The sequence below is a fragment of the Candidatus Palauibacter sp. genome (assembly GCF_965237495.1).
GTDB lineage: Bacteria > Gemmatimonadota > Gemmatimonadetes > Palauibacterales > Palauibacteraceae > Palauibacter.
Genome location: NZ_OZ250143.1, coordinates 4,197,505 through 4,209,204, shown reverse-complemented (window position 1 = coordinate 4,209,204; position 11,700 = coordinate 4,197,505). Strand labels below are relative to the sequence as shown.

At 69.0% G+C, this 11,700-nt stretch carries 9 protein-coding genes and 1 tRNA gene; 1 reads left to right on the top strand and 9 read right to left on the bottom strand.

What is annotated here, in order from left to right; genetic code table 11:
• Positions 1-7: 7 nt before the first annotated feature.
• The 5 genes from ACPXY0_RS18550 to ACPXY0_RS18530 all read right to left on the bottom strand — a co-directional run bounded on the left by ACPXY0_RS18550 (position 8) and on the right by ACPXY0_RS18530 (position 8,566).
• Positions 8-3,244, bottom strand: coding sequence for a WD40/YVTN/BNR-like repeat-containing protein (locus tag ACPXY0_RS18550; RefSeq protein WP_423927150.1), 3,237 nt, complete (start codon positions 3,242-3,244; stop codon positions 8-10).
• 203 nt (positions 3,245-3,447) lie between these two features.
• A complete protein-coding gene (locus ACPXY0_RS18545; protein WP_423927148.1) occupies positions 3,448-4,890 on the bottom strand; it encodes an amidohydrolase family protein in 1,443 nt (480 codons plus the stop codon).
• A gap of 16 nt (positions 4,891-4,906) precedes the next feature.
• On the bottom strand, positions 4,907-6,109 hold the full coding sequence (locus ACPXY0_RS18540; protein ID WP_423927146.1) for a DUF819 domain-containing protein: 1,203 nt from the start codon (positions 6,107-6,109) through the stop codon (positions 4,907-4,909).
• Positions 6,110-6,146: 37 nt separating this feature from the next.
• The gene (proC, locus tag ACPXY0_RS18535) at positions 6,147-6,953 is read right to left on the bottom strand and encodes a pyrroline-5-carboxylate reductase (RefSeq protein ID WP_423927144.1); all 807 of its coding nucleotides are present in this window, start codon (positions 6,951-6,953) and stop codon (positions 6,147-6,149) included.
• A 5-nt stretch (positions 6,954-6,958) separates the two neighbouring features.
• Positions 6,959-8,566, bottom strand: a complete 1,608-nt coding sequence (locus tag ACPXY0_RS18530) for an amidohydrolase (protein ID WP_423927142.1) — start codon at positions 8,564-8,566, stop codon at positions 6,959-6,961.
• 212 nt (positions 8,567-8,778) lie between these two features.
• Between ACPXY0_RS18530 and ACPXY0_RS18525 the strand changes: the two genes are divergently transcribed.
• Complete coding sequence (locus tag ACPXY0_RS18525) at positions 8,779-9,141, top strand: TM2 domain-containing protein (protein WP_423927140.1); 363 nt, start codon at positions 8,779-8,781, stop codon at positions 9,139-9,141.
• Positions 9,142-9,308: 167 nt separating this feature from the next.
• Here the strand turns inward: ACPXY0_RS18525 and fabF are convergent, their stop codons facing one another.
• The 4 genes from fabF to ACPXY0_RS18505 form a co-directional block, all read right to left on the bottom strand.
• On the bottom strand, positions 9,309-10,574 hold the full coding sequence (gene fabF / locus ACPXY0_RS18520; RefSeq protein ID WP_423927138.1) for a beta-ketoacyl-ACP synthase II: 1,266 nt from the start codon (positions 10,572-10,574) through the stop codon (positions 9,309-9,311).
• Between the two features lie 207 nt (positions 10,575-10,781).
• Positions 10,782-11,222 (bottom strand): type II toxin-antitoxin system VapC family toxin, encoded by a 441-nt coding sequence (locus ACPXY0_RS18515; protein WP_423927136.1) that lies wholly within the window; start codon positions 11,220-11,222, stop codon positions 10,782-10,784.
• Positions 11,219-11,461, bottom strand: coding sequence for a FitA-like ribbon-helix-helix domain-containing protein (locus ACPXY0_RS18510; protein ID WP_419934503.1), 243 nt, complete (start codon positions 11,459-11,461; stop codon positions 11,219-11,221). Before ACPXY0_RS18510 ends, ACPXY0_RS18515 begins: the two co-directional genes overlap by 4 nt.
• A gap of 95 nt (positions 11,462-11,556) precedes the next feature.
• Positions 11,557-11,640, bottom strand: a tRNA-Ser gene (locus tag ACPXY0_RS18505).
• Between the last annotated feature and the right edge of the window lie 60 nt (positions 11,641-11,700).

Here is an 11,700-nt window from a genome sequence, read left to right as displayed (position 1 = left end):
ACCGCCGCTAGGAGACGGCCCGCGGCCGGCCCCGCGTGATGACGGCCGGGACGCCCGACTCGCGCGCGAGCCGGTTGAAGGCGTCGAGCATGTCTCCGAGCACGCGTGTGAGCGCGGCCTCCTCCACCGCCCACTCCGCCTCCAGGTCACGCCACCGCTCGAGCACCCCCGCGCGCGGCGGCAGGTCGGAGCCGTCGACCTCTCCCATGAGCGAGGTCAGCTGCATGTTCAGCAACGCCTCGTATGCGACCATGTCCTGCTGCGCCGCCCGGCGCTTCTGGAACAGCCGGTCCTCCAGCGCCGTGATCGAGTCCGCGAGCGTCGCCCCCGCCGTCTCGAGCGCTTCCGCCCCCGCGAGTCCGACGTCCCCCGCCTGCGCGACGACCTCGTTCACCTGTGCACGCACATCCCGGATGTCGTTCACGCCGCCGTGGAGGGCCACGACCACTTCGAACACCGACTCGAGGAACCGCCCGTTGGCCGCGAAATCCGTCTGAGAGGCGGCGATCCGCGGATCGCCGCGCACCTCGAACTCACGGGTCTGTGCCGGCGCCTCCCCCACCGCAAGGCGCGCGCTGTATCGGCCGGGCATCACGCGATACCCCTGCGCGTCCCCGAAGAAGGAATACGACTCCGCGATCCGCGGTCCGCTCTCCACGCGCAGGTCCCAGAACACGCGGTTGTGTCCCGGCGCGGCCGGCGCGCGGGTGTACCGGATCCCATCGGCGGTCATCGTCGTGTCGGTCGTGAAGGTACGAATCACCGCGCCCGCCGCGTCGAGGATCTCGAGGGCCAGCATCTCATCCTCGAGCGCGCCGCCCACGACATAGTCGATCGCGACCCCGGGCGTCTTGTTCCGGCCCGTGGTGGTCGGGCCCACCGCCCCGCCGAGTCCCTCGTTCACGCGGTACGCGGTCGAGGGCGTGTACAGGTGGTGCCGCCCCTCCGCCGCCTCGGCTTCGGCCTGCTGCCGGAGCGGGGAGAGGTCGTCGAGCACCCAGAACCCGCGCCCCTGTGTCGCCGCGGCGAGATCTCCCGCCTGCACACGCAGGTCCGTGATCGAGGTGAGGGGCATGTTCAGATCCAGACTCCGCCACGAGGTCCCGTCATCGAAGCTCACGTACATCCCGAGTTCCGTGCCCGCGTAGAGCAGCCCGCGTCGCTCGGGGTCCTCGCGCACCACCCGCGTCCACGCCTCCGGCTGGTCCGCCCCGATTCCGGCGTCGATGCGGTCCCAGCTCTCGCCATGGTCCGCCGTCTTGTAGATGTAGGGCGTGAAGTCGTCGAACTTGTAGCGGCTGAGCGTGATGTAGGCGCCTCCCGGCTCGTGTGGCGACGCGTCCAGCGAATTCACCAGGCCCTCCGGCATCCCGGCGGGCGTGACGTCGGTCCAGGCCCCCCCGTTGTCCCGCGTGATGTGGACGAGGCCGTCGTCGGCCCCGACCCAGATCGTCCCGGCCTGCAGCGGAGACTCGGCCATGGTGAAGATCGTGTTGTAGACCTCGCCGCCGGCCGCCTCGTTGGTGAACGGGCCGCCGGCCGCGACGTGCTTCGCGGGCTCGTTGCGGGTGAGGTCGGGCGAGATCTCCTCCCACGTCACGCCCCGGTCGCTCGACCGCAGCAGGTGCTGCGCGCCGTGGTAGATCACGGTCGGGTCGTGCGGCGACACGACGACGGGTCCGTTCCAGTTCCAGCGGTAGCGCATGTCCTCGGCGTCCATCCCGAGCTGGAACTGCGGGTACGCCTGCACGCTGCGCGAGGACCAGAGTTCGGTGTCCAACTCGGTGATCACGCCCTGAATCGAGGTCGCGTAGAGGTAGCGCGGATTGTCGGGGTCGAAGGCGACCCAGGCCGATTCCCCACCGCCCGCGTCGAACCAGTCCTTCCAGCCGAGCCCGCCGGCGTGCGTCGCCCAGCCCAGCATCGCGACGCTCGTGTTGTCCTGCTGGCCGCCGTACAACCGGTACGGGAACTGGTTGTCCACCGCGAGCCGGTAGATCTGTGCGGTGGGCTGGTTCTCCTGCGTGGACCAGGTCTCTCCTGCGTTGAAGGAGATCGTCCCTCCCCCGTCGTTGGCGGTGAGCATGACCTGGTTGTCGAACGGATTGATCCACAGGTCGTGGTGGTCGACGTGCGGCGTCCGGATCGTCTCCCAGGTGCGGCCGCCATCGATCGACCTGAGGAAGGGCGAGTTCATCACATAGACGGTCTCGCGGTCCTCCGGGTCGGCGTAGATCTCGACGTAGTACCAGGCCCGGCCGCGCAGCTCGCGCTCCGAACTCATCAGGGCCCACGTCTTCCCGCCGTCGTCCGAGCGGTACACGCCGTCCACGTCCGCGTCGGCTTCGACCAGGGCCCACACCCGGTCGGGATCCGCCGGGGACACATCGATCGCCGTCTTCCCCATCATCTCGGGGAGGCCCTGGTTGATCTCTTCCCACGTATCCCCGCCGTCCATCGACTTCCAGAAGCCGGAACCGGGGCCGCCGCTCCGGATGTACCACGGCTCCCGGTGGTGGTCCCACATCGAGGCGTAGAGGATGCGCGGGTTGGTCCGGTCCATGGCCAGGTCGGAGGCGCCGGTGTTCTCGTCCACGCGGAGGACGAGTTCCCAGTTCTCTCCCCCGTCCTCCGAGCGGTAGATCCCGCGCTCCGGTGTGGGGGAGAAGGGGGAGCCCTGCGCCGCGACGTAGACGAGGTCCGGGTCGTCGGGATGAATCCGGATGCGCGAGATGGCCCGCGTCGGGGCGAGTCCCATGTGTTTCCACGTCCGTCCAGCGTCGGTGGAGCGGTACACGCCATCGCCGTGCGAGGTCGTGACGCCGCGGATCGAGTGCTCGCCCATTCCGACGTAGACCACGTTCGGGTCGGACTCGGAGACGGCCACGGCGCCCACGGACGAGGTGGCGACGAAGCCGTCCGTGACGTTGCGCCAGCTGATGCCGCCGTCGGCGGTCTTCCACACGCCGCCGCCGGCCGTGCCCATGTAGTAGGTGAGCCGGTCGTCGGGGACGCCGGCCGCGGCCACGGCCCGCCCGCCGCGGAACGGCCCCACGTTCCGCCACCGCATCGACTGGTAGGGCGACGTCTCCTGGTCGCCGCCCTCGTCACCGTCCGGCGTTGCCTGAACCGGCGCCGCGGGGCTGGCGGCGCTGGCCTCCGCCGCCTGGGGCGCGAGAATCAGCGCCAGGAGCAACGGCCAGGCGCTTCGCGCGACGGGCATTCTCACTGTGATCGACCACATGGGAGCGGACCTCCGAGCTGGGATGTCGGCACCGGCGCCGACCCGTTTCACATACCGACCATCACCCCGTCACGAGCGGGGGCGCGAAGAATAAGCCGTGCCGCGGCGCCGCCGACAGAAGTCCCAACCCCCGAGAGCGAGTGGCTGCGGCTGCGCGAGGTCTCGGGCCGACTGGCGCGGGCCGCCGCCTGGCACGGCCCGTGCTAGTCGCGGCGGATCGCCTGGCCGGGGAACACCGCCTCGACGAGTTCGGCGTCCCGGACGACGAACGTGCCTCCGACGATCACATGCTCGATGCCCGTGGATGGCTGCGTGGGCGCCTTGAAGGTCGCGTTGTCGATGACCGTCTCCGGGTCGAAGATCGTGACGTCGGCGTCCGCCCCCACCCGGATCCGGCCCTTGGCCGCCATCTGCGGGACATACGCCTCGAGCCGCTGCGCCGGCATCAACGTCATCTTCCGGATCGCGTCCATCAGGGTGAGGAGCCCCTCGTCTCGCGCGTAGCGGCCCAGCACGCGGGCGAAGGTACCGGCCCCACGCGGGTGGCCGTTGCCGTCGACGAACGGAACGCCGTCGCTCGCCACCATCACGATGGGATGCGCGAGGGCGAATTCGAACATCTCCTGCGGGATGATGTGCGCGATGATGCGACCGCCCGTCTGGCGGCGCTCGTTGAATGTCTCCTCCGTGAGGCGTTCGCCGGTCGCGTCCCACTCGATGTCGCCGTAGTCGGAGCCGAACCGCTCCCGCCAGCCGGGGTCGAAGATGGCGGCCCGGATGTCCGTGGATGCGGCGGTGTAGGGATAGACTTCGGTCGTGACGTCCACGCCCCGTGCCTGGGCGCCCTCGATCATGGCCAGGAGCGTCGGCACCTGCCCCAGACCGCTCGACCCGATGTGAACGATGTGGACGCCGGCGCCGGTCGCCGCCGCGTTCGCGATCATCTCGTGCACCGCCTCGATCGAGCTTCCCGGCTCGACCATCCCGGCGTAGCGGATATGGACGAAGTTGGTCACGCCCTCCTCCGCCGCGAGTTCGAACAGCCGGTGGATCTCCTCGCGCCGCGCCCCCGGCGTGTACTGGATGCCGTAGCCGATCCCGAGCGCACCGCGGCCGAGTTCGTCGCGAATCCGGTTCTCCATCACCGAGACCTGTTCGAGATCGGCCGCCTGCCGCACGGCCTCCTCCCGGCCGCCGAGGGCGAGGCGGCGGGCGGCCCCGTGCGAGGCCGTGGCGCCGTAGTGGATGACGGCCCTGCCGGCGCGGCTCGCGTACCACTCCTCCACATCGCCCGTGCCGCCCTCGAGTTCGAGCGCCGTCGTGACCCCATCGCGCGCCTGCAGCTGGCTGGTGTAGAGGTCCTGGCCGTGCGCGTGCAGGTCGATGAAACCCGGTGCCACGACGAGGCCGGACACATCCACGACGGTCGCACCATCGAGCGGGGACTCGGATATCGCCGCGATGGTCCCGCCGCGGATCCCGACGTGGCGCACGGCGTCGAGCCCGGATTCGGGGTCCATCACGCGGCCGCCCGAGAGGACGAGGTCGTAGCTCTGGGCCGCGACCCCGGAAGCCGTCGAGGCGAGCGCCGCCCCCACGGTGATCAACGTTGAGAACCGCATGGCGAGGATCCTCCGTTCCTTCATCTGCTTCTCATTTGCCTCATCCGAACCACGCCGGGAGTACGCGCGCGACCGACAGGCCGAGGAAGGTGCCGACGGCGTTCCCCAGCGACCCGATCAATACGGCCGGGAGCACGAGATCGCCGCGCCCGAGGCTGCGTGCCAGCGCGAGCGCGGACGTCCCGCCGCCGACGTTGGCCTGCGAAGCCACCGCCGCGATGTCCACGTCGAGCCTCAGCAGACGGGCGGCGCCGAAGGTGATGAGCCCGTGTACGACGACGATGGTTAGAGTGAAGACGAGGAGCGCGAGACCCAGCGGACCGATGTCGGCCAGCGCCCGTACGTCGCAATGCGCCCCGATCACGCACAGGAAGAGATAGACGGAGAACAGGCCCAGCGTCCGGCTTCCCGCCAGCCGCGTGATGGCGCGGAACTGGGCCAGGATGAGTGCGATCACGGTGAGGATCAGGATGTCCGGGATCGGGAACCCGATGGCGGCGGTCCAGGCCTCAAGCCGCTGCGACGCCCACAGCGTCCCGAAGCCGATCGCGAGGACCAGAGCCAGATCGACCGGATGGACGCGCTCGGTGTCCTCGGTGATACCGAGGTCGGGGGCCCGCTCGGCGGAGTCCGAACCGGCATTGGCGGATCCGGGCACCGCGCTCCGCGACTGCGGCCAGTGCGGCCGGAGCCAGCGGGGAATCGCGATCGTCGCGGCCATCCACACCGTCGTCATGATCGAATCCACGGCCGACGCGCCGCCGAACAGCACGCCCTCGCGCATCACGTCGTACTCGAGCGCGACCGCGTTGAAGTTCACGCTGCCGCCCGTGTAGGTGCCGGTGAACATGCCGCCCAGCGGCCCGAACAGCGGACCGATCCGTTCCGGTCCGTCCACGAGGGCCATGCCCGCGATCACGCCGACCACGGTCCCCAGCGATCCGATGAGGAAGAGGGTGATGATCGGCAGCCCGGCGCGGAGGATGTCGCGCAGGTTGACCTTGAGGAGGAGCCACACGATCGCGAGCGGCGCGACCGCGCGGAAGATCGCATCGTAGGCCGGGACCGGGTTCGCATCGGTCGAGGAGGTCGGGAGCAGACCGAAGTTCGCGATCAGCGCCGTGAAGATGATGACCATCAGCGCGGTGCCGCCGTGGCGGAGGAAACTCCGCCGCACGAGCCATTCCGTGCCCGCGATGACGAGGCACAGGACGGCCGTGATGTACAGCGTCTGCGCGGTCACGAAGACCGGGCAGCCCGGGCGCCGCGCGCGCGATCAGTCACCGGCGTACAGCGACTCCGCCTTCACGGCGGAGGTCGTGATCCCCTTGATGAAAGCGGAGGAAAAGCCCCCGGTGCTCCATCTCGTTGAGGCCGGCGATCGTGCAGCCGCGCGGCGTCGTCACGCTGTCGATCTCGCGTTCGGGGTGCCGCCCCCGGTCCCGCACGAGGGCCGCGGCGCCCAGCGCGGTCTGGGCCGCCATCCGGAGCGCCTCCTCGGGGTGGAAACCGATCTCGATGCCGCCCTGGCAGGCGGCGCGCACCGCCCGCGGGAAGAAGGCCACGCCGCAGGCGCAGAGCGCGGTGGCGGGGACCATGTGTTCCTCGTCGATGACGAGCGTGGCTCCGACGGCCCGGAACAACTCCGCCACGCGGTCCAGCGCCCCCGCGTGGGCCGCTTCCGCCGCGAGACACGTCATCGACTCGCGCAGCGCGACCGCCGTGTTGGGCATCGCCCGGACGATCGGGACATCCGGCCCCACGTGCCGGCGGATCGCCGCGATCGACGCGCCCGAGACCACTGACACGAGGAGGTGCCGTCCGGCCTCCACCCGCGGAGCGATTCCCGTCAGCACCGCGTCCAGGGCCTGCGGCTGGACCGCGACGAGCACCGTGTCGCACGCGGCCACGACGCCAGGGTTGTCGGCCGACACCCGGAAGCCCCGCTCCGCGAGGTCCGCGAGCCGGTCCACGCGCCTGCGCGTGACATGGACCTCCGCGGGGGCGTACGAGCCCGCGGCCACGAGTCCCTCCGCGATGGCGCGGCCGATGTTCCCCGCTCCGATGATGGCGACGCTGTCGCACATCGTCGTCAGCGCGGCTCCCGATCGCCCGAGGGGCGCAGCGTCGGGTAGGTGATCCCCAGCTGTTCCAGATACGTGTCGTACTTCGTCTCGTCGAAATAGAACGGTTCGAGCAGGGGCCGGAACTGCGCCATGATGTCGACGTTGAGGTCCGTCGGCGGAGGATCGTCCGCCGTGATGAACGGCTGGTACTGCTCGTCCTTCCCCTGGACCTCCCGGAAGTACGTCCACGCCTCCTCGACGAGATCCGGCTCCATGAACAGCTGCAGCGCGGTGCGGGCCAGCACCTTGGCGCCCGCCGTCGCGCCCTTGTGCGCGATCGGCGTGGCCATCGCGATCGCGTTCGACCAGTGGTGGCCCTGGAGGCCGGGGATATTCGACGGGAACCGAAGCGTGACCGTGGGCACCGTCCAGCCGATGTCCCCGATGTCGTCCGACCCGCCGCTCCGGCGGTCGCCTTCGCTCTCGGGCGGCGCTCCGATCTCATCCAGTTCGGTGTTCAGACCGGGCGTCGAGTCGTTCCCGACCTCGGCCTGCACGGCGCGGGCCAGCGCCTGGTCGTCCTCACTCCACTCCGGGAGACCCACATGCTCGATGTGCTCCCACATCGTCTCCGCGACGACCTTGTTGAAGTGTCGCGGGGCGGCCGCGCCCCGCACCCGATACGTCATCTCGGTATCCGTCATCAGCGCCGCGCCCGCGGCGATATTCTTCGCGATCTCGTAGTTCCGGAGGATGTCGTCGAAGTCCATCTCGCGGATGTAGTACCACACCGAGGCGGTCTGCGGGACGACGTTCGGCTGGTCCCCGCCGTCGGGGATGATGTAGTGGGAGCGCTGGTTGGGGTGGAGGTGTTCACGCCGGAAGTTCCAGCCCACGTTCATCAGCTCCACCGCGTCGAGGGAACTGCGCGCGCGCCAGGGGGAACCGGCGCTGTGCGCGGCCTCGCCCGCGAAGCTGAACTCCACCGACACGAGGCCGGTTCCGTTGGCCTGGCCCCAGCTCACGCCGAGGTTGTTCCCGACGTGGGTGAAGATGACGAGGTCCATGTCCTCGAAGTAGCCGTCGCGCACGAACCACGCCTTGCTCGCGAGCTGCTCCTCGGCCACGCCCGGCCACAGCACGAGCGTCCCTTCGATCCCCTCCTCCTGCATCACCTTCTGCAGGGCGAGCGCGGCGGTGACGTTGACCGCCTGGCCGGAGTTGTGCCCCTCCCCGTGCCCCGGCGCTCCGGGCACGAGCGGGTCGTGCCACGCGACCCCCGGCTTCTGGTTCGCCTTCGGGATTCCGTCGATGTCGCTCCCGAACGAGATCACGGGCGAACCCGACCCCCAGCGCGCGAACCAGGCCGTGGGGATGCCGGCCGAACCTCGCTCGACTTCCCATCCGTGCTCTTCGAGGATGCCCGTCACGTAGGCGGAGGTCGCGAACTCCTGCTGCCCCAGCTCCGAGAAGGAGAAGATCTTGTCCACCATCACCTGCGTGAGCTTCTCCATCGACGCGACCTCGGCCTGGACCCGGTCGAACAGGTCCTGCCCGGAGAGCGAAGCGGGAAGCGTCGCGGCGAGTGAGGCGGCAAGCAGGACGCCGGCAGCTGGAAGTGTCGAGTAGCGCATACCTGAACTCCTGGAGACGGCCTGAGGTATCTGTAGCGTGGCGCCGGGGCAGGCCGGGCCCGGCGCGAGGCGCATTGTCGCCCGAGGGCCGCTGAGCCCGCAAGGCGTTCGCGCCAAAGCGGCCCGCCTCCGACGTTGCCGGTGCCGTGACCAACTACGACATTAGTATATGTCTTCACGGAAACAGAAAGGTCGGAAATATGGACGAGCGGATGGTCGAGTACGAGGCGAAGAAGCAGTCACCGATCGTCGCCTACATTCTCCTGGCGCTCTTCGGCATTCTCGGCGCACACAACTTCTATCTGGGACGACGGCAACAGGGGGTCGCGCAACTTGTGATCTCCGGCGCCGTGCTCGCGACCCTGGTCTGGCTCTTCCTGAGTTTCGCGGGTGCCGAGATGGGGGATTTTTTTGGCGGATTTGACGCCATGGTGCGACGTATGTTCGCGCTCTACACGATCTCCATCATCTGGGGCATCGGCATCTTCGGCTGGCTCATGGTGAACGCGATCCAGATTCCGAAGCTGACGGCGGAGCACAATCTCCGGCTTTACAGGCGTATGTTCGGAGAGTAGCCGAGGGGAGTCAGCCCGGGGGTGCTCTCGGTCAGGCCCCCGCCCGAGCGAGGTAGCGCGCCTCGAGGCCTTCGAACCGGGCGAAGTCGCGGTCGTTCGTGAGGATGGCGGAGATTCCGTGCTCCCGGCACAGCGCCGCCATATGGCAAGCAACCCCGCCCTTAGGGCTACCTGCCGTCCCAGCGGCGGATCGCGAGACAGGCGTTGTGTCCGCCGAAGGCGAAGGAGTTTGACAGCGCCACCGAAACGGACCGCTCCAGGGGGCCGCGGTGCGCGTACTCGAGATCGCACTCCGGATCGGCCTCCTCGAAGTTGATCGTCGGAGGAATCACGCCGTGCTGGCAGACGAGCATCGAGATGACCGCATCGATCGCTCCGGCCGCCCCGAGCGGGTGGCCCGTCATCGACTTCGTCGAGCCCGCCACGATCGATCGCGCGTGATCGCCCAGCGCGTCCTTTAGCGCCTTCGTCTCGGCGGCGTCACCGGCGGGAGTCGAAGTGCCATTCGCGTTCACGTAGTCTACGTCGGCCGGGGTGAGCCCCCCGTCTTCGAGCGCCTGCCGCATGGCCAGACGGGCGCCGACTCCGTCCGGAGCGGGAGCCGTCATATGGTACGCGTCCGCGCTCTGCCCGAAGCCCACGATCTCCCCCAGAACCTCCGCGCCGCGCGCCCTCGCGTGCTCCAGTTCCTCGAGCACCAGCATCCCGGACCCCTCCCCGAGCACGAAACCGTCCCGATGGGCGTCGAAGGGGCGGCAGGCTCTCTCCGGATCGTCGTTGCGCATCGACATCGATCCCATGGCTGCGAAACCGGCGACCGCGAGTGGAGTGATAGCGGACTCGGTGCCCCCGGCGATCATCACATCGGTCTCTCCCCTCCTGATCGAGCGGAAGGCGAGTCCGAGCGAGTGGCCGCTGGAAGCGCAGGCCGACACGGTCGCGTAGTTCGGGCCCCGCGCCCCGTACAGGATGGACAGCAGTCCCGTCGTCATATCCGGGATGAACATCGGTATGAGGAGGGGGGAGATGGCGCGGGGTCCCCGGGACAGGAGCTTCCTGTGCTGGGCCTCCAGCAACGGGAGCCCCCCGATCCCCACGCCGACGATGACCCCCGTCCGGTCGGGGTTCAGGTGGGCGAACCCATCGCCGAACCCCGCCTGTTCCATGGCCTGGGCCGCCCCGGCAATGGCGAACTGCAGGAACCGGTCCGCGCGGCGCGCTCCCTTCTTGTCCAGATATTCGAGCGGATCGAAATCCTTCACTTCACAGGCGAAGCGAACGGCCTGGTCGGACGCGTCGAACAGCGTGATCGGACCCGCGCCGCTCACGCCGCGGAGAAGCGCGTCCCAGGTGGCGTCCGTGTCCAGGCCGATGGATGTGATCATCCCGACGCCGGTGATCGCGACGCGCCTTTTCGCATCCGTGTGGATCAAGCTGATCGTCTCCAGCCACCATGGTTTGGCCTCAAGACGGAAGGAGCCCGTCAGACAATCGTGGGACCGACCTCGTTCCGCGCCTCACCGCGTTGGGGGGAGATAATACGGTGAGGCGGAAGGCCTGACATGGCCCGCAGGGGATGACGGGGTGCGGAGAGGGTGGGATTCCGGCGGAGGGGGTGGGGGAGGTTTTGGTCGGGGTGCTCAAGTCGCTGCCCAGGGATCCACGACCTCGATACCCATGCCCTCGAAATCACGAACGTTGCGCGTCGCCACCGTCATGCGGCGAGATGCCGCGATCGCCGCGATCTGGCAGTCCGCCGGCGAAACGGGACGCCCGGAGGAGCGGCGCTTGGCCGCAATGTGGCCGTACGCGCGAGCGGCATCGCTGTCGAAGGGGAGCACCCGGTCCTCGAAGGCGTCCCGGAGCATGGCCTCGATCTCGAACAACAGCGTGTCGCGGCGGCGGCCCACCGGGAGGATCGCCACGCCGTAGCGCAACTCCGCCTCGCTCACCGCCGAAAAGAACAAGTCCTCCACGAGATGGCCCGAGGCCCAGCCCGTGACGGCGGGCTCGGGCGACGTGCGGATCAGTTCTGAGACGACGTTCGTATCGAGCAGCGTGCCCATGGCCTGCGGACTCACTCGAAGGAAGGCGGCTCGCGCCCCGACTCCCGCGGCGGCAACTCCAGGTCCACTCCGTTCGTCGGCCCGAAGTGGGAGCGGATGATGCTCGTGAGATCTCGGGACCTCCCCGCGCGCCCCACGGCCTTGCGAAGGATCTGCCTCACTTCCTCCTCCATCGAATGGCCGTTGCCCGCCGCCCGCACTCGCAGGCGGGTCCGTATGTCGTCGTCCAGGTTGCGGATCGTGATATTCGCCATGCGTCATGCCTCTTGATTGCGACAAGAGTAATGATCCGCTAGCGTTGATAGCAAGCCCGACGGGAGTCTTGTGGGACCCAGCAGAGAGGAAGATACGGAGGGGGTGGGATTCGAACCCACGTGGGCTTTCGCCCGCCGGTTTTCAAGACCGGTGCATTCAGCCGCTCTGCCACCCCTCCGGGTGCGACCCCCAAGAAGACTGCGGGTGCCGCCACGCTTGATCAAGGTAACGCGGTAGC